The organism is Gardnerella swidsinskii, from assembly GCF_023277705.1.
GTDB lineage: Bacteria > Actinomycetota > Actinomycetes > Actinomycetales > Bifidobacteriaceae > Bifidobacterium > Bifidobacterium swidsinskii.
Map to the genome: position 1 here is coordinate 152,555 of NZ_CP083176.1, position 25,335 is coordinate 177,889.

Annotated in this window: 23 protein-coding genes; 3 read left to right on the forward strand and 20 right to left on the reverse strand. The window is 39.7% G+C overall.

Annotation, left to right across the window (positions count from 1 at the left end; genetic code table 11):
- Positions 1-9 precede the first annotated feature (9 nt).
- The 3 genes from K9E37_RS00635 to K9E37_RS00645 all read left to right on the forward strand — a co-directional run bounded on the left by K9E37_RS00635 (position 10) and on the right by K9E37_RS00645 (position 3,827).
- On the forward strand, positions 10-2,643 hold the full coding sequence (locus K9E37_RS00635) for a DEAD/DEAH box helicase (RefSeq protein ID WP_076002880.1): 2,634 nt from the start codon (positions 10-12) through the stop codon (positions 2,641-2,643).
- Between the two features lie 109 nt (positions 2,644-2,752).
- Positions 2,753-3,100, forward strand: a complete 348-nt coding sequence (locus K9E37_RS00640; protein ID WP_004106625.1) for an RNA polymerase-binding protein RbpA — start codon at positions 2,753-2,755, stop codon at positions 3,098-3,100.
- Positions 3,093-3,827, forward strand: coding sequence for an HAD hydrolase-like protein (locus tag K9E37_RS00645; RefSeq protein ID WP_012914194.1), 735 nt, complete (start codon positions 3,093-3,095; stop codon positions 3,825-3,827). Before K9E37_RS00640 ends, K9E37_RS00645 begins: the two co-directional genes overlap by 8 nt.
- 257 nt (positions 3,828-4,084) lie before the next feature.
- Here the strand turns inward: K9E37_RS00645 and K9E37_RS00650 are convergent, their stop codons facing one another.
- From K9E37_RS00650 to uvrA, 20 genes are all read right to left on the reverse strand, one after another.
- Positions 4,085-4,354, reverse strand: a complete 270-nt coding sequence (locus K9E37_RS00650; RefSeq protein WP_231130938.1) for a hypothetical protein — start codon at positions 4,352-4,354, stop codon at positions 4,085-4,087.
- A 118-nt stretch (positions 4,355-4,472) separates the two neighbouring features.
- Positions 4,473-5,078: a MerR family transcriptional regulator gene (locus K9E37_RS00655; protein WP_033888435.1), complete on the reverse strand. Its 606-nt coding sequence runs from the start codon at positions 5,076-5,078 to the stop codon at positions 4,473-4,475.
- Complete coding sequence (locus K9E37_RS00660; RefSeq protein ID WP_004108920.1) at positions 5,056-5,496, reverse strand: FHA domain-containing protein; 441 nt, start codon at positions 5,494-5,496, stop codon at positions 5,056-5,058. Before K9E37_RS00660 ends, K9E37_RS00655 begins: the two co-directional genes overlap by 23 nt.
- 18 nt (positions 5,497-5,514) lie before the next feature.
- Entirely contained in the window at positions 5,515-6,351 is an 837-nt protein-coding gene (locus K9E37_RS00665; protein WP_004108919.1) for a DUF881 domain-containing protein, read from the reverse strand.
- 3 nt (positions 6,352-6,354) lie between these two features.
- Complete coding sequence (locus tag K9E37_RS00670; protein WP_004106615.1) at positions 6,355-6,687, reverse strand: small basic family protein; 333 nt, start codon at positions 6,685-6,687, stop codon at positions 6,355-6,357.
- Between the two features lie 2 nt (positions 6,688-6,689).
- Positions 6,690-7,739 (reverse strand): DUF881 domain-containing protein, encoded by a 1,050-nt coding sequence (locus K9E37_RS00675; RefSeq protein WP_081378935.1) that lies wholly within the window; start codon positions 7,737-7,739, stop codon positions 6,690-6,692.
- Between the two features lie 15 nt (positions 7,740-7,754).
- Positions 7,755-8,363 (reverse strand): CDP-alcohol phosphatidyltransferase family protein, encoded by a 609-nt coding sequence (locus K9E37_RS00680; protein ID WP_248893369.1) that lies wholly within the window; start codon positions 8,361-8,363, stop codon positions 7,755-7,757.
- A 124-nt stretch (positions 8,364-8,487) separates the two neighbouring features.
- A complete protein-coding gene (gene rpe, locus K9E37_RS00685) occupies positions 8,488-9,153 on the reverse strand; it encodes a ribulose-phosphate 3-epimerase (RefSeq protein WP_004108916.1) in 666 nt (221 codons plus the stop codon).
- Positions 9,154-9,232: 79 nt separating this feature from the next.
- A complete protein-coding gene (gene lgt, locus K9E37_RS00690; RefSeq protein WP_076002883.1) occupies positions 9,233-10,150 on the reverse strand; it encodes a prolipoprotein diacylglyceryl transferase in 918 nt (305 codons plus the stop codon).
- 42 nt (positions 10,151-10,192) lie between these two features.
- The gene (locus K9E37_RS00695; protein WP_082915460.1) at positions 10,193-11,224 is read right to left on the reverse strand and encodes a phosphatidate cytidylyltransferase; all 1,032 of its coding nucleotides are present in this window, start codon (positions 11,222-11,224) and stop codon (positions 10,193-10,195) included.
- 33 nt (positions 11,225-11,257) lie between these two features.
- On the reverse strand, positions 11,258-11,812 hold the full coding sequence (gene frr / locus K9E37_RS00700) for a ribosome recycling factor (protein WP_004106603.1): 555 nt from the start codon (positions 11,810-11,812) through the stop codon (positions 11,258-11,260).
- A gap of 19 nt (positions 11,813-11,831) precedes the next feature.
- Complete coding sequence (pyrH, locus tag K9E37_RS00705) at positions 11,832-12,581, reverse strand: UMP kinase (protein ID WP_004108906.1); 750 nt, start codon at positions 12,579-12,581, stop codon at positions 11,832-11,834.
- Positions 12,582-12,755: 174 nt separating this feature from the next.
- Entirely contained in the window at positions 12,756-13,607 is an 852-nt protein-coding gene (tsf, locus tag K9E37_RS00710; protein WP_004106601.1) for a translation elongation factor Ts, read from the reverse strand.
- Positions 13,608-13,707: 100 nt separating this feature from the next.
- A complete protein-coding gene (gene rpsB, locus K9E37_RS00715) occupies positions 13,708-14,526 on the reverse strand; it encodes a 30S ribosomal protein S2 (protein ID WP_032842488.1) in 819 nt (272 codons plus the stop codon).
- 309 nt (positions 14,527-14,835) lie between these two features.
- Positions 14,836-15,324: a peptide deformylase gene (locus tag K9E37_RS00720; protein WP_004108893.1), complete on the reverse strand. Its 489-nt coding sequence runs from the start codon at positions 15,322-15,324 to the stop codon at positions 14,836-14,838.
- 63 nt (positions 15,325-15,387) lie between these two features.
- Positions 15,388-17,427 (reverse strand): AMP-dependent synthetase/ligase, encoded by a 2,040-nt coding sequence (locus tag K9E37_RS00725; RefSeq protein WP_033888437.1) that lies wholly within the window; start codon positions 17,425-17,427, stop codon positions 15,388-15,390.
- Positions 17,428-17,714: 287 nt separating this feature from the next.
- On the reverse strand, positions 17,715-18,305 hold the full coding sequence (locus K9E37_RS00730) for a hypothetical protein (RefSeq protein WP_004108888.1): 591 nt from the start codon (positions 18,303-18,305) through the stop codon (positions 17,715-17,717).
- A 365-nt stretch (positions 18,306-18,670) separates the two neighbouring features.
- Positions 18,671-19,801 carry a GuaB3 family IMP dehydrogenase-related protein gene (locus K9E37_RS00735; RefSeq protein WP_064622111.1) on the reverse strand — a complete coding sequence of 377 codons (1,131 nt, stop codon included), beginning with the start codon at positions 19,799-19,801 and terminating at the stop codon, positions 18,671-18,673.
- 38 nt (positions 19,802-19,839) lie between these two features.
- Entirely contained in the window at positions 19,840-22,179 is a 2,340-nt protein-coding gene (gene uvrC / locus K9E37_RS00740) for an excinuclease ABC subunit UvrC (RefSeq protein WP_102155127.1), read from the reverse strand.
- 102 nt (positions 22,180-22,281) lie between these two features.
- A complete protein-coding gene (gene uvrA / locus K9E37_RS00745) occupies positions 22,282-25,173 on the reverse strand; it encodes an excinuclease ABC subunit UvrA (protein ID WP_219705518.1) in 2,892 nt (963 codons plus the stop codon).
- Between the last annotated feature and the right edge of the window lie 162 nt (positions 25,174-25,335).

Sequence of the window (25,335 nt, forward strand, 5' to 3'; positions counted from 1 at the left end):
ATACTTTTTATGTCTCATTTATCACAGAAAAAAGACTGCAAAAATAAATCAGGCAATCCAACTGACTGCAATGAGAATGATGTAGTATTATCTCCTTCACAACGTTTCGCAGCTTTTAAAAATACAATGAAGCACGAGCGTTCAATGGCATCTAAATTTGAGCGTTCTTTGTCTTTTGAACTTGATGATTTTCAACTTGAAGCTATTGATGCACTAGAAAATGGCAATAATGTTTTAGTTGCTGCTCCTACTGGAGCTGGTAAAACTGTTGTTGCGGATTTTGCTGTATTTCTTGCGCAAAATCGTAATGTAAAAGCTTTTTACACAACGCCTATTAAAGCTTTAAGTAATCAAAAATATCACGATTTCTGCGAACTATACGGCTCAGACAGAGTAGGGTTATTAACTGGAGATACTTCTGTAAATCCTGAAGCAGACATTGTTGTAATGACTACTGAAGTTTTAAGAAATATGCTTTACGAGCATTCGATTACGTTGCAATCCTTAGGTTTTGTCGTTCTTGATGAAATTCATTATCTTGCAGATAAATTCCGCGGAGCTGTGTGGGAGGAAGTTATTATTCACCTTCCGAAATCGGTGAAAATTATTGGGTTGTCTGCAACTGTTTCAAATGTTGAAGATTTTTCTGCATGGCTAGAATCAGTGCGTGGAGAAACTCATTTGATTGTCGACGAACACAGACCTGTGCCTTTAGAAAGACATGTTGTTGTTCAAGAGGATTCTGCAACTGAGCCTGAGTTACTCGATTTATACGACCATGACAATAATGGAAACGTAACTAAGCGCGTTAACCCTGCATTGACTAGGAAACTTAATGAATTTGAGTACCGAGCTCGTCGCCGTAAAGAATCTTACAGCGATAGCAAATACCGTTACAGAAAAGGTAAGAAACACAGAGTTAACGGGGGAGTTGCACAGTTAGATAAATGCGCGAAACGACATACTCCTCGCCGCTGGGCTGTTATTGACGAATTAGATTACCTAGGAATGCTGCCAGGAATTTATTTTATCTTCTCTCGTTCCGGATGCGATCAAGCTGTTCAACAATGTTTAAACGCAGGATTAATACTTACCTCTGATGAAGAAATGTACGAAATACGTAAAATTGTCGACAGTATGGTTGCAAATCAACTTTCTAAAGAAGATTTACACGCTTTAAGCTTTGAACGTTTTCGTTTTGCTCTCGAACAAGGATTTGCAGCACATCATGCCGGTATGATTGCATTATTCCGTCACATTGTTGAAACACTATTTGAACGCGGACTTATTAAAGTTGTTTTTGCAACAGAAACACTTGCTTTAGGCTTAAATATGCCAGCTCGAAGCGTTGTTGTAGAAAAGCTAGTAAAATTTGACGGCACTGGGCATGTACCTCTTACGCCTGGAGAATTTACGCAACTTACAGGTCGTGCTGGAAGACGTGGAATTGACGATATTGGTTACGCAATTCTTGTAGATCATGCTGATTTCGTCCCTCAACAAGCTGCAGCACTTTCTAGTAAACGCGTATACCCGCTACATTCCAGCTTCGTTCCTACGTTTAATATGGCAGTTAATTTGCTGAACTCAAGCGATGCAGACACTGCTAGAACAACACTAGATCGTTCTTTTGCTCAATGGGAAGCTAATGCTTCTGCTGAACGTTTACATAATCGCATGAACGAACTTGAAACAGCTCTTAAAGGCTATGAAGAAGCATTCCACTGCGAACATGGGGATTTTGCTGAATTCTTACAATTACGTATGAAGCTTAAAGAAGCTCAACACGATCAACGCCGTAAACTTAAACATACTTTATTCCGCACAGATGCAGAACGCACAGCAGCGTTTAAAGCGTTGGATGATGTTATTGCAAATCTTAGAGAAGCTGAGCGAACGCATCCGTGTGCAGGTTGTGCAGATATTCAACAACATTTGCGTTGGGGCTACCATTGGATTAGAGAACATAAGGAACTTGATCAAGTACGTGAACGCTACGAATCTCGTACTGGTTCTGTTGCTAGAACTTTTGACCATATTTGTGACGTATTGTACAGTTTGGATTATTTACAATCTGAAGATTCTTCACAAAACCAAATTTTGCACCTTACTGAGCGCGGTCAATTGTTAAGAAGGTTGTATAACGAACTAGACATTGTATTTGCTGAAGCTATTTGCGAAGGAATTTTTAATGATCTTTCGTCGCTTGAATTATTATCGTGCTTGTCTGCATTAGTTTATGAATCTAGAGGACCTGCAGGGGGAGAACCTAGACGATATCCAGGCGGCAAGGATGGCGCGATATTTAATACAGTATTGCGAATGAAAGAATTATTTATGCGTACTAGCGCATTATGCGCAGACGCTCATTTGCCAGCGTTAAGACCGCTTGAATTTGGTGCTGTAGATATTATGTACGATTGGGCTAATGGTGCTGATCTAGCTGAAATTTTGCGCAATACCGACAGCACTGGAGGAGATTTCGTGCGTCAAACTAAACGTCTTATTGATTTACTTACTCAACTTTTTGCAACAGGAGAATATTTACAAGCTATAGATGGCGTAGATAAAAATCTTGCTTCATGCGCTTATGAAGCTGCAAAACTATTAAACCGTGGAGTTGTAGCATACTCAGATGTATAAGTATGAGCATATACAAATAAAACGCATGTATTTTGTATATATAAATCGTTTTTATATATATAGTCCGTGCAATTCGGTAATTTTATAAAGTACTACACAAGGAGATACTATGGCAGAACGCAGTTTACGCGGTATGAGCATTGGTGCGAAATCATTGGAATCTGACGATAATGTAGATTTCGCTGCACGAAATGATGTTGTGTATGTGTGCCCAAAGGGGCATCGCACGATTCTTCCTTTTGCTCAAGGCGCAGAAATTCCTGAAGAGTGGGAATGCCGCTGCGGCACGATTGCACATCGCGAAGGCGACGATGATCGCCCAGATGATGATTTCAACAAGCCGTCTAGGACGCATTGGGATATGCTGCTTGAACGTCGTAGTGAAGAAGAATTAAAAACTTTACTAGACAAGCGTCTAAAAATGCATCATGAGGGCTGGATTCCTGACTATGAGTGAATTCTCAGTGTCTTCAGGATGTACTAGTCGTCACATTATCCTGCTTGATCTTGATGGCACATTAACAAAGTCAGATGCTGGTATTATTACTTGCGCAAAGCTTGCATTGAAAGAGTTGAAACAGCCTATTCCGGACGATGCTGAAATGCACCGTTTTATAGGTCCTTCAATTTTAGAATCTCTTCAACGCAATAATGTGCCTGAATCGCTGCTAGCAAAGGGACTTGCTACGTATCGCAAGTATTATTCTGAAGTAGCAACTTTTGATGATCCTAATAATCCTGGTAAAAAAATTCCAGGATGCCTACTTAACAAAGTATACGATGGAATACTTGAGCAACTTACAAAACTTCGTGAAGCTGGATATTATTTAGCAACCGCATCTTGCAAGCCAGAATATCAAGTAAAGCCTATTTGCGAATATTTTGGTTTGACGAAGTATCTTGACGGAATTTATGGCGCGAGTAAAGATATGTCGCGTATTAGCAAAACTCAAGTTATTCGTTATGTTTTTGATGTGATTGATTACAATCCAGAAAAAGGCGACAGAGCTTTGATGGTTGGAGACCGCTGGACTGATGCTGACGGAGCAAAAGATTGCGGCTTGGATTGCTTGGGATGCGCTTGGGGCTATGCTGAGCCTGGCGAGCTTGAAGCACACGGATCTTACAGAATTATTGATAGCGTAAACGAATTAAACACTGCAATTTGCGAATATTTCGCTTAATCTAATCAGAATTTTTGTCGTAACGGCTTTTTCTTTACACCCTCGTAAAGTTTCGGTCGTTTTTTAGTGAGAAAACGACAGTTTCTTTACAACGCTGCACAGTTTCTGCCGGTTGAGCTTATTATTTGACTAGATTTACTTGATATTTATCCGATAATGTACGTTATGTCAAATTAGAGATAATAATCAAACGCAACCAACAAAGTCTCACACTACTATCAAATAATATCCCTACGATATACTTCTTGCTAAATAATCTAAGACTTGCAACTTCGGTACGCACAAAATAGCATTGCAAAAATATTAGCAAAAATAAGCGCGATAATAATCGCATATGACGCAATCAGCGTTGATCTCATTAATAACCAATAATCATCACAAACAAATCCAAAATCGCGAACAATATGCAAAAGCATGTATGCAAGCATTGCGCAAGGAAGCCCACAACAATGCGTAATAACAATACTCCAAGGCATTAAACCAATAGAACTTCTCTTATCACTATTGCTAATACTATTTGATTTCAAATAAGCATTTTTTCGAAATTTTACTAAAAAACGCACGCAAGCAAATAAACTATATAAAAACAATGATACTGAAGCAAACCAGCAAATAACAGCGATAATAACAACTACGAACATGCCATTATCCCCACGTTTCCTGAACAAGACTCCATGAGTTTGAAGATGTATGAGAAGTAGGTTTTGAATAAGATTTGTGAGTAGACTTACTACTTTTTTCTTCAACTTGCGTAGCATCAACAGAATTTTCAGAAGATAAGTCCTCTTCCACTCTAGAAACAATGCGACCAACAGCAATAGCAAATACTGCTAAACCAGAAGCAAGCATACGACGCATATTATCTTGATTCTCATCGCACTCTTGAACAGATTGACCATCACAAATAATAGTCATACTTCTCAAACGTTCTTCTGAGTATCGATTAAGAAAAATAATAGCCGTAGTAACATTAACTAAATTAACACCAGCATCAAGCAGCCTTTTAGCTACAGCCATAATCGCAATATCTTTAAAAGAATACAAACGACGAGAACCAGAACCGCTAGATGCATGAATTGAAGGCTCTATAATGCTTTTACGAGCCCAATAATCGAGTTGCCGGTAGGTAATACCGGCAACCTTCATAGCGACACTACCACGGTATCCTGAAGCGTGATCAGCAGACAGAGAAAAATTAAAAAGCTCCCCCTGTACTGCATTAATCACATTATCGGACTGTGACTGCGTCATGTGCGAAAAATACCAGTCTGAATTTGCCAATCATAATTTCATCGCCATTATGCAGCACTGATTCATCAACACGTTCACGATTTACATACGTACCATTTAGACTTCCAGAATCTGAAATGCTAAACACGCCATTATGGCGCTTAAACACTGCATGCGCACGCGAAACAGTAGAATCGTCTAACAAAATATCAGCATGCGAATCACGTCCAACTGTTACTAAGTCTTCATCGAGAAGATAGCGAGAACCAGACACTGCTCCCCTAGTTGAAATCAACAACGCAGTACCAGGAAGTAATTTCGCTATAGTATCAAAATCATCCTGTTGCATAGGACGATCTGAAGTTGTATTCATTGGAATATGAATAGCTGGCATACCAATAATGGTGGTTTCGCCAGCTGTAGGAATCGGTTCAGTCATACTTGCTATTCTACCTTGTTACTCGACTGGTTTTGCATATTCGTACTGTTTTGGTTCGCGTGTCGAAGTAATTTCTACTTCATCAGGCACTGAAACCATTACAGAAGAACCAAATTTAATTTTTAAACGCGACCCAACACCGCCTGCAATATTAACAGCATTTTGCAAATTCTGAGGGTCACCAATTGCTTTCACAATATAAGGAGGATCAATTATAATATTGTCGCATATCAGACCATGTTTAGTTTGCGAAATATAGCTTGAAGTAACTATTCTTACATCGTTAATAGACATAACTTCTACGCCAGCATTTCGCAATTCCTCTATTAGCTGAAACATCGTAGCGGCATCAATATTCTCTTTTTCGCCTGCAGTAATGTGAACTACAATACCTTTACCTACTGCCGGCAGACGTCCAGAAATAAGACCATTTGCTTGAGCATTCTGCTGAGCAATACGACGAGCTTCATCTTGTTTATCTACTGCTTCACGCAACGAATTAAGCTGACCTGTTAATTCACTTTTTCGGCTTTCCAAACTCTGAATTTGAGAATGAGTTTCTGTAATAAGACGAGTCAATTCTTCTTCGCTCATTGTTTCATACAAAAGTGAGTTGCTACGATTAACTTGAATCATGTACGCAAAACCTAATAAAGCGCAGAGCAACATCATTAAAAAACCCGTAAATATACGCGCTCGAGTAACGTGACCGCTTAGTGAAGATTTTACTTTACGATGAACTGCTGGGAAAGATCCAGTTTGAGTTTCATCACTTTCACGATCATGCGATTTTTGACGACGCATTTTATGAAGAATATCATCATCTTGTGGAGAATGAGAAAACATTGAAACCATATGCTAACTCCTGAAGATGAAACGACGAATTGCAGAAACGTTAGAGAAAATACGAATTCCTAAAACAACGATAACTGCAGTTTGTAATTGCGCACCTACGCCAAGCTGATTTCCAAGCAAAACAAGCAACGTAGCTGCTATAACATTTGAGAAGAATGAAATAACAAAAACTTTATCCGAAAAGTTTCTTTCAAAATATGCACGTGCAGCACCAAGCAACGCATCTAGTGCTGCAACGACCATAATAGGTAAATAAGGTTGAATGACAATAGGAATATCTGGATGAACAACAACTCCAATTAATACTCCCAAAATTAATCCAAAAATCGCTGCCATGCTTATCTCCTAATTCTCTCATTGGCAAAACTAATATCGCCTGTGTTTGCTGCACTGAGTCGTATAACTCTCGAAGGTGAAACCTGTGGATTAATGCCTGCATTAACTAAAGATGCGTACCATTTCATGCGTTTCATATCATTACATTGTTTAATTAAATCATCAGAATCGCCAATAACTTCAATAACATATGGACTTTGAGTTTGATTAACTCCAATAAGAATAGTTTGACCAGCAACACGAATAGAAGTTTGCGCTCCAAGTCTATGCCCGTTAACAGAAATAGCTTCAGCACCTGCTTCCCACAATAATGACACAAATTGTTGAATATCACGATCTGTAACTAATCGCATTCTTGCGCCATTACTTTCGCGAGGTAAAGAACCGCTATTCACATCGCTCGAAGCAGAAATAGGATTAGCAATAGTCAAAGTAATCCCAGAACCTTCTACAGCATGAGTGCCATTAACCATATCATCTGATTTACTAACTTCATCCTCTTCAGGCGTAGTAATTTTTTGCGACTCATGATCTACGTTATTTCTCAATGACGTTACTTCTTCTACAAGCTTATCGAAACGAGACGTATAGCCAGACAACTCATTAGCTAATGAAGAACGTATTGCTTTTCTAGGATCAGTGTGCAATTTGCGAACAAACTGGCTCCCAACAGTACCAATAGAAACACACAATAAAAATACTATAGCTCTAGTGAACCACAGATTAAACGGTTTAACAGGTTGTTTACTTAATCTTGCATCCATAAACATTGGATCAACTGGACGATTAGTTAAATCATCAATAAGACGCAAAGCATAATCGTCAATATAACGTCTACGATCATGATTGTGAGCAAAACCACTGGAAGACATTACAACATGATGCGTTGAAATACCAGTAAATGAGTGCGAAAATAATGCCCTACGCCTAGTCAGCGACATCCCATCAGGAGCAGCAAAAGACATTGGCATAGTGCTTTTATGAGACGTATGTTTTACATCTAAATCTTTGATACTATCTTTTAAACTAACAAATTCATCTTGCTTAGTCATATGTGCGTACACGCCTTATTTAGTTTTTGTTGACTTAGCAAGTAACAAATAAGCTTGCATATAGTAAAGCAGACCAGCATACCAATATAGAGCAATACCCCACACTCCACATGCAAGTGCAGCAGCATAAAGTACGAGCATAGACTCAGTAGGTACAGCATAAACAATCATTAAAGAAACAATTGAAAGCATAAGAAGTGCTGTGCCAGCTTTACCTACAAAGTTAACAGGCAAAGGACCATAATCTCTTTGCGCAAGTACTATTACAAGTATAGCCATAATAGCATCACGCAATACTACTAATAAAAGTGCCCACCAAGGGATAATCATTGCAACAGCTAAAGCTAACGTACTGCAAAAAATTAATAGACGATCAGCTATAGGATCAAGAATTTGACCCAACTTACTAACTTGATTCAAAGTACGAGCAATATAACCATCAAGACAATCAGAAAACGCAGATATTGCTAAAACAATAAGAGCAAAAGTCATCTGTTGCTGTGTAATAAGCCAAGCAATATAGGGAATTGAACATATGCGCAAAAAACTGATTAGATTAGGTATTGTCAAAACTCGATTCATTGCTTCAGGACTATATTCCTGATTAATAATGAACTTAGTCATAATATCTTCCTCATACGAAATCACACAATTAATCAGCATATATTCGCATCAAAAAAAACTCGCTTGTTGTGCAATACTTAATATGTTGGGGACATATTTCATGCCCCCAACATACATCTAATATTTATTCACGCCAAGCAGCTTTTGCAGTATTGCGAATAGCTTCAATCGCTTCTTTAGGACTTTCTGCTCCATAAACTGCAGAACCTGCAACAAGCACATCAGCACCAGCTTCAGCAACTATTGCTGCAGTTGAAGGGCTAACTCCTCCATCAACCTGAATATGAGTATTGAGACCACGACGAGTAATTTCGTCACGTAAACGGCGAACCTTATTCATTTGATTAGCTAAGAACTTCTGTCCACCGAAACCAGGCTCAACAGTCATAATAAGAACCATATCGAATTCATCAAGAATATCGAAAATAGGTTCAACTGGTTCCGCAGGGCGCACAGCAAAGCAAGCTTTACAACCCATATCGCGAAGCTGACGAGCTAATCTCACTGGAGCATGAGTAGCACCCATATGAAAACTCACAGAAGCAGCTCCAAGTCTAGCATATTCTGGAGCCCAACGATCTGGATCCTCAATCATCAAATGTACGTCAACTGGAAGTTTAGTAACCTCACAAATTCGCTTAACAATTGGTTCACCCAAAGTCAAGTTAGGTACAAAGTGATGATCCATTACATCGACATGAACAAGATCCGCATTAGATATTGCATCGAGGTCACGCTCAAGATTGCAAAAATCTGCGGAAAGAATGCTAGGTGCTATTTGTATATTCATGTGTACTATTCTAGAAAATGCAAGCGACTAGTTTTATAAAAACAAGATTTTTAAAATTGCTTTTTCAAATACTTGAATCTTACTTACTAGAAGTGTTCTGAGACTCACGTTCTCTTTCGTCTGAAGTTATATCTATAAGTCGTTCAACAAGAGACTCACGAGTACTAGTACTCTTTTGCAGCAAAGCAAAAACAATAGTTGCACAAATGAATACGATAATAGAAACCCAAACATTAATGCGCACACCTAAGAAAACATGTGAAAAATCAATTCGCAATGCCTCAATCCACACGCGTCCAATTGTGTACCACATAACATAAAGTGCGAATACGGAACCGGCTTTTAACTTCTTAGCTATAACTTTGCCAAAATAAATAAGCAATGCAGCACCGATGAAATTCCAAATCATCTCATATAAAAATGTTGGATGAAATAATGTGCCTTCTGGGCACGTTAACCCATCATAACATCTTTCACTATGACCTATTGCTTGAGTGGTATCATAATTTAACTTCAAACCCCACGGCAAGTTAGTAGGAGCTCCGTAAAGTTCTTGATTAAACCAATTCCCCAATCTTCCTATACCTTGAGCAATAAGCACAGCAGGAGCTGCACAATCAGCTAGTAATCCAATAGGATATTTACGATACTTGCATAATACACAAGCAGCCAATGCGCCTAAGAATATACCGCCCCAAATTCCTAGACCACCATTCCAAATTCTAAAAATTTCTAAAAAATCACCATTAGAGCCAAAAAACTTTTCTGGAGTTGTAATAACGTGATACAAACGCGCGCCAATTATTCCAGCAGGAAGACTGACTAAAACAAGATCAAGTATCTGGTTAAAATCTCCTCCAAGACGCTTCCATCGACGCGTAGTAATCCACATTGCAATCAAAATACCGGCAAGAATACTAAGAGCGTAAAACTTTATGTTTACAAAGCCAAGAGAAAATTGCGAAATACTTGGCGACGGAATAAAACAGACTGTCATGGCGCCGATATTAGTCTAAGCCCACGATTGCGACAGATAAATTCAGAAATGAGCAAGTTGCAAAAGCACAAGCAGCACAGGACCGCACAGCAAAATAGAATCTACTCGGTCAAGAACACCACCATGACCTTTTAGCAAATGTCCCATGTCTTTAATACCAATATCTCTTTTAAGCATAGAAGCACACAAGTCACCAAATGTGCCAATAATTCCAGAAGAAATACCCATGACTAATGGCATCCACCAGAAATTGAACCAAGAGGAACCATAAAAACCTGCAATAATTGCATATGCTCCTATAATTGCAAAAAGCATTGAGCCTATTAAGCCTTCTACAGACTTCTTAGGAGAGATTCGCGGAGAAAGCTTATGTTTGCCCAACCATGCACCAGCAAATAATCCGCCAGTGTCACTTAATGCAGGTAAAAATACCAAAAGCATAGCGTGAGCAACTGCGTATTTTGTATTTGTAAGAGCTAATACGATGCAAGAAGCTAAAAGTGGAATGTACAACACCACGAATAGCGAAACAGACGTATTCGTAAATAAAGTATGTTCGTATGATGAGCGGTTAGAACCATCGAGCTTTTTTTCTACAGCTTGCATCGTTCTATCTGAAATAGTACTGCTAAGAGTCGCACAAATTACTGTAAGAAGCAAAGATGCAGTAATTCCACTAGCCATAGCAACAGCATGCCATTTTGCATAGTATGTTGCAAAAATAGTTACAAGCGAACATATTGATAACGTCACGAAAGGAATACGCAAACCGAGAGTTGCAAAATCAACATGTAATTCCCACAATGCCAGAACCATAAAAATGGCCATAAGCACTATAAAGACATCAATGCTAATAATTAAGCAAGAAACAATTGCAACAACTAGTATTGCGGCGGTAGCAATTGCCTGAGGCATATTCCTGCCTGTGCGACGATTAATATCACTTAAAGTTTCATGGGTGCCATGTGTAGCAGTATCTGCTTTGTCAGAAGACAATCCTACTTCTGATGCAGTTTTTTCAGCATTTGCTTTACTGACTTCATTGACAAAATTATGCTGTTTTATTTGACTCATACGGCACCCATTCAGTTTGAAACTACAAAAATCTCAGACTTCCATAATTTCTTTTTGCTTACCTTCAAGCAAAACGTCTAAAGAATCAGTAACTTGCTTAGTTACTTTATCAAGCTCTTTTTGTAAACGATCGCCTTCATCTTCGCCAAGTTCACCATCTTTAACAGACTTGTCAATAGATTCCTTAGCTTTGCGACGAATATTGCGAACTGCAACTTTGCCTTCTTCTGCTTTATTCTTAGCAAGCTTGACGTATTCCTTGCGACGCTCTTCCGTGAGCTCTGGCATAGTAACACGAATAACATTGCCATCACGATTAGGGCTTACACCTAAATCAGAATCGCGAATAGCCTTTTCAACAGCATTCGCTTGAGAAGCGTCAAAAGGCGTAACTGAAAGAGTTCTAGGCTCTGGAACACCAATAGATGCAACAGCTTTAATTGGAGTTGGAGCACCATAATAATCAACCATAATTCCGTTTAGCAAAGCAGGATTAGCACGACCGGTGCGAATACCCATAAAATTCTCTTTAGTAGCTTCAACAGACTTATTCATCTGTTCACGGGCTTGATCAATTATTGCTGACATGTGTTCTCCTTTATAATATTTAAGCAAATGTTGGCTCTGCATTAGACACTAATGTGCCAATAGATTCTCCAACAAGAGCACTAGTTACGTTACCTTCGCCCTCAAGACCAAACACACGAATTTTTTGATTATTATCGCGAGCCATAGAAAGCGCAGACGCATCCATAACAGCTAAACCATCAACGATAGCGCGCTTGTAGTTTAATGTTAGGAACTTACGAGCAGTAGAATCTTTACGAGGATCAGCACTATATACGCCATCCACACCATTCTTGCCCATAAGAACTTCATCGCAATGAATTTCCAATGAACGTTGAATAGAAACAGTATCAGTAGAAAAATATGGCATTCCGGCACCAGCACCAAAAATAACCACACGACCCTTTTCAAGGTGACGAATTGCTTTCAACGGAATATAAGGTTCTGCAACCTGACCCATTGTAATAGCAGTTTGTACGCGAGTTGCTTGCCCTGCTTGCTCAAGAAAATCCTGAAGAGCCAAGCAGTTCATTACAGTGCCCAACATACCCATATAATCACCACGGCTACGATCAATACCTGCTTGCTGCAGTTCTGCTCCCCTAAAGAAGTTACCGCCGCCGACAACAATAGCAACCTGAACGCCTTGATTCACTGCAGCTACTATTTCGCCAGCAATCCTACGAATGACATGAGTATCAATACCAACAGCACCACCACCGAATGCTTCTCCAGAAAGCTTTAATAAAACCCTACGGGACTTTCCTTCATCCGTTTGTGCAATAGCCATACAGATTCCTCCAGTCATAACGGCGAATGAGGTATATCTTTGTCAGTTTATCTATCAATAACGACACTCAAAACGCACGTTAAGCTGGACAATGAATATAAAAATGGGTTGCGCACAACTTGTGCACGCAACCCTATATACAAGAACAAAAATAAATTCTCATATAATTAGTGCTTATTCAGCAGCACCTTTGCCAACCTCAACGCGAGCAAAGGCAAGAGCGGTGCCGCCAACTTCCTTGAACAAGTCACCAACGCTCTTGGATGGATCCTTAACGTATGCCTGCTCGAGAAGTACAGTTTCCTTGAAGAAGGCGTTCATACGTCCTTCAACAATCTTTGGAACAATCTTCTCTGGCTTGCCTTCAGCTAAGGACTTCTCGGTTGCAACGCGACGCTCAGATTCCAAAACTTCTTCTGGAACATCTTCACGGCGAAGCCACTGCGCACCCATAGCGGAAATCTGCAAAGCAGCTTCGTGAGCAACCTTTGCACCAGCTTCGTCAGTAGCAATCATGGAAACGATGCTTGGAGGCAATTCCACAGACTTCTTGTGAGCGTAAATCTCAACGTGTGGACCGCTTACCTTAGCAACCTGACCAACCTTGACATGCTCGCCGAACAAAGCTGCTGCTTCTTCAACAGATTCCTTAACAGTTGCACCATCAGCTGGGGCTGCAAGTACTTCTTCAGCAGTAGAAGCATTAGCTTCAACAGCATGGTCAAGAACAGTGTTTGAGAATTCCACAAACTTTGGTGTCTTTGCCACAAAGTCAGTTTCAGAATTCAACTCAACTGCGTAACCAGTTTCGCCTTCAGCAGACTTAACAACCTTAGAAGCGATGGTACCTTCCTGAGCCTTACGACCTTCACGCTTACCAGCTGCCTGAATACCCTTAGCACGGATGATTTCCTTAGCGCGGGCAACGTCGCCTTCAGCTTCAGTAAGAGCCTTTTTAACGTCCATCATGCCGGCGCCAGTTTCTTCGCGCACCTGCTTAATCAACGCTGCAGTAATTGCTGCCATTTTGTTCTCCTCGTATCAATATGATTCTTAAAAGCTGCAAAAAGCAAAATCAATTGGATTTTGCAGCTTCTAAATAAGAATCTGGTTGCAAATTAGCTTATCAGGCGTTTGCCTCAGTATTTTCTTCCTTGGCAGGCTTAGCTTCAGCTTCGCCTTCCTTGGTGAGCAATTCCTTCTCCCAAGCTGCCATTGGCTGAGCATCATTACCTTCAGACTTAGCGCCCTTACCGGCATGCTCAAGCAAACCTTCAGCTACAGCATCAGCCATCAAGCTAGTCAATAACTCAATGCCACGAATAGCATCGTCGTTGGCAGGAATTGGATACTCAACAGCCTCAGGATCAGTGTTGGTATCAACAATTGCTACAACTGGGATACCAAGCTTATGAGCTTCTTCAACAGCCAAAGCTTCCTTGTTAATATCAACAACGAACATGGCGGATGGAGTGCGGTTCATGTTGCGAATACCACCGAGCTGCTTGGAAAGCTTGTCCTTCTCGCGCTCGAGAAGCAAAAGTTCCTTCTTAGTCAAGCCGGATCCACGAACATCGCTGAAGTCCATTTCCTCAAGTTCCTTCAAGCGCTTTACGCGAGTAGAAACAGTCTGGAAATTAGTCAACATACCGCCAAGCCAACGCTCGCAAACATAAGGCATGTTTACGCGAGTTGCCTGATTCTGTACAGCTTCCTGAGCCTGCTTCTTAGTGCCCACGAAGAGAACAGTGCCGTTGTGAGCAACAGTCTGCTTGATGAAGTCATAAGCCTTGTCGATCATGTCGAGAGACTTGAACAAATTGATGATATGAATACCATTGCGCTGGGTAAGAATGAACTGCTTCATCTTTGGGTTCCAGCGACGAGTCTGATGACCGAAGTGCAAACCAGCCTTCAGCATTTCGCTCATGGTAATCTGTGCCATATCTATATACCTTTCTTGTCGGTTATTTCCTGGCCATGTCTGTTCGCATGCAACTTGGTTAACACATGTCTAAATCCAAGCCGACCGACACGAACGGACGCGTACATGGCGCGTATTTGCGAATCCGTGTAGACAATAAAAAGCGAGCAATCATACAACGCGGCAATACTCATGCTCAAAATGGACACGCAAAGAGCGATTATATCAGATGCTCAATACTAAAAATCGGCATTCTTGTAGCAATAAAAGCAACAAAAACGCCGATAATTTTTAAAAAATTATTTACACATAAAGCATAAAAACTAAAACTTAGTTACGCATATTATTGCGCAACTCACGCAACGCTTGACGGCGCACGTCCTTTTCAAGTCTATCTAAATAAATATGACCATCTAAATGATCACACTCATGCTGAATCATTCTAGCCATAAGACCTTCACCTTCAAGCACTACAGTCTTACCATCTAAATCAATTCCACAAGCTCTAGCATAATTTGCACGCCTAGTTTTGTACCATAATCCCGGAACAGAAAGGCAACCCTCGTCGTCGTACTGTTCACCTTTTAGCTCTTCAATTACGGGATTTAAAATATAGCCGATTCGACCATTTATATTGTAAGAAAAAGCTCTAAAACTTACACCAATCTGATTAGCAGACAACCCAGCTCTACCTGGGTCATTTACCGTTTCCAATAAATCATCAACTAAATGTTTCACAGCTGGCGTAATTTCACGAATCTCATCACAAGGAGTTCGCAATACGGGATCCGGAACAATACGAATTTTTCTAATAGACACTCGATTACTCTTTCTTTTATGTAAGTAGGAATAACGAAAAACAACTACAAATGTGTAAGCTTTTTACTCGACATGTTCATTATGATCACTATGCGATGTCGAAGAGGAATCTGATGAAGATTCTTCACCAAAACGCTTCAAATGATTCGCAGCTTGATCGATAGCTTGACGTACTCGAGGAGTTACAGCTTCCTGAGCTTGCTTAACAGTCTCCTGTGCTTGCTTAACAGTCTCAGTAGTTTTATCGAGAATCTTTACAGTTGCTGGCAAAGGACGAGTATTAGGCTTTGGAGCATACAATTGCGTTTCGATAATATCAGCATAGCGAGCAAGAATCTTCGGACGAACAATCTTCATACTTGGAGTCAAGGTTCCAGCATCTTGAGTAAATTCATCTTGCAAAATAACAAACTTACGAACAGACTCAGCGCGAGAAACAGTACTATTAGCTTGGTCAATAAATTGCTGAATTACTGAACGCACTGCTTCGTTAGTAGCAATCTCACTCATAGTAAGGTTAACATCCATACCCTTATTCTTTAGCCAAGAACGAACCATATCTGAATCAAGCTCAATTAAAGCAGAAACGAATGGCTTACCATCGCCCACTACTACAGCATGAGAAACTAATGGGCATTGAGCAATAATACCTTCCATAGGAGCAGGACTTATATTCTTGCCACCGGCAGTAATAATAATATCTTTTTTGCGACCAGTAATAGACAAGAATCCTTCATCATCTATTGAGCCAAGATCGCCTGAATGCAACCATCCATCTTCGTCAATAACTTCTGCAGTAAGCTCAGGCTTATTGAAATATCCCATAAATACGTTAGGACCTTTAATAAGCACTTCATCGTCGTCAGCAAGACGGATAGCTATACCAGGACCAGGTCGACCTACAGATCCAACTTGATTTGCATGCTCAAAATTAACTACACAAGGAGCGGCAGTTTCAGTCATTCCATAGCCTTGAATAAAAGTAATGCCATCAAGACCATTAAAGAAATGAGCCAAATCAGCATCCATTGGAGCTCCACCGCAGGCCAACCATGAAAGATTAGGGCCTAAAGCTGAGCGAATAGACGAGCCAACTGTTTTCATATACATCGCATGATTCATGCGTGCAGCAAGAGAATGAGTTTTACCTTCAACATTGTCGCGAGACCATTGAATGAAATGTTTTACAGCTTTAGCAAAGATACGACCCTTTATACCAGCACCAGCTTTTTGTGACGCAGCATTATAAACTTTTTCAAAAACTCTAGGCACGCCAAGTAAATACGTAGGCTTAAAACTACGCAAATCAGCCAAAAGATGCTTAGCATTAGGCACATATCCAATAACACCGTGAGCACCAATAGCAACATATTGAATGTACCGAGCAAAACAATGCGCCAATGGAAGGAATAAAAGCAAACGATTTGGCTTGCATAACATATCGTTAAGAACATCATAACCAGCAAAAACAATATGCGTAAAATTACGATTTGAAAGCATTGCGCCTTTAGGTCTACCAGTCGAACCAGAAGTGTAAACAATAGTAGCTAAATCATCTGCCTTAACAGCATCAACAGCTTTATTAAGCTCATCATCAGTAGTAGATTTACCAAAATCAACAACGGCTTCCAAGCCACCAGCTTTGAAATTAAATACGGTTTTCAAAGTTATATGTTTATGATCCTGACGAACACGCTCTAAGCATTGAGCATGCGCATCGTCTCCAGCAAAAGCAATAACTGGCTTAACTTCATCGATAATGTCAGCTGCCTGCAATGCTGAATCTGTTTCATAAATAGGAATGCTTACAGCACCAATACATGCACAAGCAAAATCGACAACACCCCACTCATAGCATGTAGCAGAGTAAATAACAACTTTGGAGCCATGCTGAACTCCGAGCGCTATTAAGCCTCGAGCTACTGCACGAACTTTCGCGAGCATTTCAGATGAAGTAACATCATGCCAACGACGAGTTTCATCGTCTTGCCATTGAGCAACCAAGTCTTGTGGGCTACGCATAGCACGATTGGCGAGTAAGGAATAAATGGTATCACCGTCTTGAGTTGGGTGAATGGCTTCTACAGCAAATTCTCGGAGCATATTATTTATTGTACTTGATAACAGAATCGACACGACTGCACGAAGTACAAAAAATAATACTTAATATTGTCATTTACAAACAAACACTGGGAAAAAACTTAGATTCTACAAGTCGTACAAGTTAGAATGTTTAATCTTACAAAAGTGAACCCCTTTATTGCTAAAATTGTTGAAAAATCAGCAAATCAAGCAATAAGGGGCTCATATTTATTTGAATATATGTACATAAGTCTTCAAACGCATTATCATAGATGTCTTATTTCAGCTACCTACTATAAGCGACGATTTTATCCTAGATCTGCATACGTGCAAATCCAACGATTATTTTTCAATTCCAAAGATAACGACGCCCAGTATTTCACAGGTCCTGCACAAATGCGCACAACACCTTCAAAATGATTCGGGCTGACTAACATTCCATTAAACAAACTCGGAACTGCAGGAAAACTACGCACAGCAGAGCGAGTTTCCGAATCGTTATTATCAGTGAAATACTCATCCATCAGTTTCCACATGTTAGTTAATTTAGTAATACAACTTTTTGTTAGAAGCTGCGACATTGCTGGAGAAATAGGCCTACCTCTCGAAATATCTGCAGCTATACAAGCAATTTGACAAGTTTTTAAAGCTAAATTAACAAAAGCCTGCTCATCTCTACTGTCGAAATAACACATTCCAACATGGTATTTCAAGCATTCACGAGAAAAACCAACACTAACTTCACCCTCATATACAGGCAAGCTAATACGAGGTCTACAGAAAACATGTGGAGGATCCTCGTCATTGTTTTTCTTAGTCTTTGAGGACTTATCTTTCAGCTCATCATCACTGTAATCGTTATCATCCATGCCATAGGCATCAGCAAAATCTATCTTCATATTTCTCTCCTGTTTTAACAATTATTTAAAACTGTTGTTATTTAAAACTTGTTAAGTTTATATTTCTACAAACTAAACGAGTTTAGATAAAAGCTTACAACGTAATTTTTCTCTAACTGCGTAATTAATAAAAATGTGGATAAATTACAAAATATTCGTCATTTTTATTGAAAATAAACGATTTTATGCGTGTTGAATTATACACATTACGGTTTAAGAGAATAGCAAATATAGCTAAAAATCATATTTATGCATAAATCAATAGAATGTTCATATAGATATAACAATTTTGAAAACAAAAATGGCGGCTCAGAACAAATTACTGAACCGCCATATTTTATGCAATAAGCATCATACTTATAACACTAACGAATATCCTGATGGAATGGGTTAAATACTACGCTACAACGCTGGAAGCTCTTAACATCAACATAACCTGTAGAAGCCATTGTTCTGCGCAATGCACCAACAAAGTTTGTAGTACCATCTGCTTCATGACTTGGGCCAAAAAGAATATTCTCTAACGGAGCCACAGTGCCAACATTTGAACGCATCCCGCGAGGAAGTGATGAATGACGAGCCTCAGCACCCCAATGAGTGCCATGACCAGGAGCCTCAGTTGCGCGAGCTAATGGAGTACCAAGCATAACTGCGTCAGCTCCAACTGCAAGAGCCTTAATAAAGCTGCCGGAATTACCCATTCCTCCATCAGCAATAATTTGCACGTAACGGCCGCCGGATTCATCCATATAATCCCTACGAGCTTCAGCAACATCCGCAATAGCAGTAGCCATAGGTGCTTGCACACCTAAAGTATTCATGGTTGCGGATACTGCTCCGCCGCCAAATCCAACTAAAATACCTGCAGCTCCAGTTCTCATCAAATGAAGAGCAGAAGTATAATCTGCGCAACCTCCAACAATAACAGGAACATCGAGATCGTAAATAAACTTCTTTAAATCAAGAGGTTCATGATCTTTAGAAACATGTTCCGCAGATACTGCTGTTCCGCGAATCACGAATAAATCAACACCAGCTTCTAGAACAGTGTTATATAATTCTTGCGTGCGTTGTGGAGAAAGAGCTCCTGCTACTGTCACTCCAGCATCTCTGATTGTATGCAAACGCTTTGCAATCAATTCTGGTTTGATCGGCTCAGTATAAATCTCCTGAATGCGGCGGGTTGCAATGTTTGACGGCAACTCAGCTATTTCTTTTAACAAAGGTTCTGGATTCTCATATCGAGTCCATAAACCTTCTAGATCAAGAACTCCAAGACCACCCATTTGACCAATTGCAATCGCAGTATCCGGGCTAGTAACCGAATCCATCGGAGCAGCAATAATTGGGATATCAAACGTATAAGCATCTACTTGCCATGCAGTAGATACAGCTTGAGGATCACGCGAGCGACGCGAAGGAACAATAGCAATATCGTCAAGCGAATATGCAACTCGGGCTTTTTTGCCCAAACCAATTTCAATTTCCTGAGACATACTTCTTAGGCTAGTGCCCTATGCTGACGAGTTGCGACTCATAGTAATTCATCATTATTTTTACGCAAAGCACTGTATATAGCTTTTGCTTTATTCTCACCAATTCCAGGCACTTTTTGCAAATCTTCTAATGAAGCATTTTTCAAAGATTTTATTGAACCAAAAAATGCAAGCAAACGTTTACGATACACTGATCCAATTCCAGGAATAGCATCAAAAGTAGAATGCAATGAACCTTTTCTTCGCAATTTACGATGATACGAAATAGCAAAACGATGAGACTCATCTCTAGCGCGCTGCAATAAATACAATCCTTCTGAGCTTCTCTTAAAAATGATTGGATAATCTTCGTCAGGAAGCCACACTTCTTCAAGCTTCTTAGCTAAACCACAAACAGTAATATCACTTACGCCAGCATCTTCCATAGCTCTTTTAGCAGCTTTTGCTTGTTCTTTTCCTCCATCGACAATAATTAATTGAGGCTTATAAGCAAAATGCCGCGCACTAGTCAACGAATTACCTGAAAAATGCTTATTAGAAATACTGTTGGAATCACAAATATTAATGTCAGATGAGTCAGATGTATCTGATGCATCTAATGTATCAAGCTTATCTTCTGCATAAACATCTTTATGCTTAAACCTTCGCAATAATGTTTCATAAACAGCACTTAAATCATCTGTTTTACCATCACCGTGTTCACCTCGAACCGCAAAATGACGGTACTCACTAGGACGAGCAACACCATCTTCAAAAACAACCATAGAAGCAACTTGATAACTGCCATCAACTGTATTTGAGATATCATAACATTCAATTCGCAAAGGAGATTTACTCATTCCAAGCGCTTTTGCTATTTCATTCATAGCTTCTGTTCTCATATCTATGCTGTTAATACGGCTAGATTTTATGCGTTTCAATTCCTGACTAGCATTATCGTTTGCACGATCCATAAGAGCACGTTTTTCTCCGCGCTCTGCAACTCTAATACTTACTTGAGAACCACGAATATTGCTAAGCCACAATTCAAGCTCTTGCTTACGTTCTTCAGAAATTTTAATTGGAACTATAATCTCACGAGGAACAGGCGAAATAGGAGCAAGTAAATCCTCACGACCTGTTCTCTCTTGACGTTCACGACGAGTTTTAGTAGCTTGTGCTCGCAATATTACATCAGTTGCAGTAGCTTGTTGCGTAGAGCTAACAGCGTCGCGAACTTTCTTAATGCTAATAGTATCTTCATGGTTTTGTGTGTAATTTTGCTCATATTCTGCGTATACGCGAGTTAATAAATCAGCTATAAGATCACTGTCACTGATATGCTCATTTCGTTCTACTGACCAATTTTTCTCTCCACGAATCATTCCAGCTCTGACAAAAAATACATGAATTGACGCTTCAAGCTCATCTCCGCAGAATCCAAAAACATCTGCTTCTACATCATTGTCAAACACAACTGCATTTTGTTGCAAAATAGTGTTCAAAACAGCAATCTCGTCACGCAATTTAGCTGCACGCTCAAATTCTAGCTCTTCACTTGCTTCTTTCATCTCGTTCTTAATTTGTGAAATATAAGACTCTCCAACACTGCCTGTAAGTATGCCAACTACATGTTCTACCATCTTGCGATGTTCGCTAGGATCTATGTTTCCTATACAAGGAGCTGAACATTTACCAATCGAAGCAAATAAGCAAGGCCTACCAGTCCTATGAGCTTTGTTAAAAACAGAGGATGAGCATGTGCGAATAGGAAAAGTTTTAAGTAAAGAATCTAAACTATGACGAAGAGGCCACACTTTTGCATACGGACCAAAATATCTAGCATGCCGCGCACTACGATTTCTAGTAATCCATACTCTTGGAAAAGTTTCTTCTAGCGAAACTGCAACATAAGGATATGTTTTATCGTCACGAAAAACTACATTAAACCTAGGATTAAAAGCTTTAATCCAAGTATATTCAAGTGTAAGAGCCTCAAATTCAGTGCTTACAACAGTCCATTCCAAACTGCGAGCTGTAAGAACCATAGATTGAGTTCTAGGATGAAGTTGGTAAAGAGGTTGAAAATAATTCGCTAAACGATTGCGTAAATTTTTTGCTTTTCCAACGTAAATAACTCGCCCCTCGCCATCACGCCACTTGTATACTCCAGGTTGCGCTGGAATATCACGAGAAGCTGGACGGAATAAATCACGAGTATCACCAAGCAATGGAGCTCCTAATGCATTTACTCTTTCATCATCAAATGATGAATCTTTCGAAAACTGTTCATCTATTATTGCTTGCGTTTTACGCCATTTTTCACTATCTCTCATCCTATTTTCTTCTTGCAAATCATATGCTTTATAAGAATTTTTATTAAGATTATTATCTTTCATTTTCACCTCCTTTCCTAAACAAGATTTATGCAACTATTCATAAGATTTGTCGAGTAAATTTCTCAGTTCAGCAAATTACAGATCGGTAACTTTTTTGAACTTTTAATGTAACATTTGCTTAAGGAATTTACCTGTCCAACTCTCGCCATTACGCGCTACGCTCTCAGGACTACCTTCTGCAACTAAGGTTCCGCCTTTATCTCCTCCTTCTGGACCTAAATCAATAATCCAATCTGCAGATTTCACAACATCAAGATTATGTTCAATTACAATAACACTGTTGCCTTTATCTACAAGAGATTGCAAAACCGCTAGAAGTTTCCTAACATCTTCAAAATGCAGTCCAGTAGTAGGTTCATCGAGAATATAAACTGTTTTACCAGTAGATCTTCTCTGCAGCTCTGTAGCAAGCTTTACTCGTTGAGACTCACCGCCAGAAAGTGTTGTTGCGCTTTGACCAAGACGAATATAGCCCAAGCCAACTTTTACTAAAGTATCTAAATATCGAGAAATAGAAGGATATGCTTTGAAAAATATTACAGCTTCACAAATAGGCATATTAAGAACATCTGCAACAGACTTTCCGTTATATGTAACTTCCAAAGTTTCACGGTTGTAACGTTTACCATGACAAACTTCACACTCTACGTATACGTCAGGCAAAAAGTTCATTTCTATTTTTAAAGTACCGTCGCCATGACATGCTTCACATCTGCCTCCTTTAACATTAAACGAGAAGCGACCAGGACCATAGCCACGAACTTTTGCTTCTGGAGTCTGAGCAAACAATGAACGTATTTTATCCCAAACACCAGTGTAAGTTGCTGGATTAGAACGAGGAGTTCTTCCTATAGGATTCTGATCGACATGCACTACTTTGTCACAAAGCTCAATACCATCAATACGTTTGTGCTTTCCTGGAACAATTCGAGCACCATTTAGTTTGTCTGCAAGAACAGGATACAAAATTGAGTTTATAAGTGTTGATTTACCAGATCCAGATACACCCGTTATGCATGTGAATACTCCCAAAGGTATGCTTATATCAATATTTTTTAAATTATGCTCATGGGCATTAATTATATGAAGCATACGATTTTCGTCTACACTACGACGTTGTTTTGGCACATCTATTGAGCGTCTGTGAGCAATATAATCTCCAGTAATTGAACGCTGAGCTTTAATAATTCCATCAGACGGACCTGAATATACTACTTCTCCTCCGTGCTCGCCAGCTTCTGGACCAATATCAACAAGCCAATCGGACTGACGAATAGTATCTTCATCATGCTCGACAACAATAAGCGTATTACCAAGATTTCGCAGATGATGCAATGTTGCAATCAAACGCTCATTATCTCTTTGATGCAATCCAATAGACGGCTCATCAAGCACGTACATAACACCAACTAAACCTGATCCAATTTGAGTAGCTAAACGAATACGTTGAGCCTCTCCACCAGACAAAGTTTTTGCAGCTCTTGAAAGAGTAAGATAGCTTAAACCCACATCGTTCAAAAAACCAAGTCGAGCACGAATCTCTTTTAATATTTCTGTTGCAATTACTGCTTGAGAACCATCCAAATGCAAAGCATTTACCCACGCTAGACTTCGCTCTACTGGCATATCGCAAACTTCAGCTATGGAAGTATTAGATACTGTAACCGCAAGAACTTCTGGGCGTAAACGCTTTCCATTACATTTTTGGCATGGAACTTCACGCATATACGACTCATAATATTGACGCATTTGATCAGAATCAGTTTCGTCATGTTTGCGCATAAGCGTACGAACTACACCTTCAAAGCCAGTAGAATATTCACGCTGACGCCCCCACCTATTTGTGTAGGAAACTTGAACTGTGAAATCATGACCATACATGATGTCATGTTTAACGTCTTCCGCTAGATCCTTCCACGGAGTATTCATATCAAAATGCAAATCTTTAGCAAGTCCTGAAAGTATGTGCTGATAATACATTCCAGCTGACTTATTCATTGCCCACGGCTCAATAGCTCCTTGCGCAAGAGATTTGTCTGGGTCTGGGATAACAAGTTCAGGATCAATTTCGAGATTGTATCCAATGCCGGAACATTCAGAGCAAGCACCATAAGGAGCATTGAATGAAAATGTTCTAGGCTCAATCTCATCAAGCTCTAATTGATGATTGTTTGGACATGCACGATGTTCCGAAAATGATTTACGACGCGTTTGTGAGTCTTCTGGTTCGTCAACAAAATCAGCAATTACTACTCCCTTAGATAGTTTTAATGCTGTTTCAATCGAATCAGTTAATCGAACACGAATGCCATCTTTAATAACTAAACGATCTACTACTACTTCAATTGTATGTTTCTTCTGTTTAGTAAGAGTAATATCTTCAGAAAGCTCATGCATTTGTCCGTCAATAATCGCACGAGCATAACCATCTGAGCGCAAAAGCTCAAGCGTGTCTTTAAATTCTCCTTTACGACCACGAACTACTGGAGCAAGAATTTGCAATCTCGTACGTTCTGGCATAGCAAGCAATGAATCAGTCATTTGCTGAGGAGTTTGAGAACTTACTATTTGACCGCATTCAGGACAGTGAGGCACACCAATCCTTGCAAACAATAATCGCAAATAATCATATATTTCTGTAATAGTTCCAACAGTAGAACGAGGATTACGATTCGTAGTTTTTTGATCAATAGAAACAGCAGGACTTAGGCCCTCAATAAAATCAACATCAGGCTTATCCATACGTCCTAAAAATTGGCGAGCATAAGCACTAAGCGACTCAACATAGCGTCGCTGACCTTCTGCAAAAAGCGTATCAAACGCAAGCGAGGACTTACCAGATCCAGAAAGACCAGTAAAAACAACCATACGATTCCTAGGAATCGATAAACTTACATTTTTTAGATTATGCTCTCTAGCACCCTGGATAGTTATTTTCCATTCAGAAGGAATACTAGATAAATCAGCTATAAAAGTACCGCTGTTAGCGCTCATAGGAGCATTATCAAGCAATTCTTGCAACGAGTCATTTTGTTCATTCGCCTGTTTTGACACAATTACCTCCACACTTCCCCATAATCACTTGAATATTCCCAACCAATACCCAATTTTATTACCAACAAGAAAATTATAGAACAAGTGTTCGAAAAAGTAAAG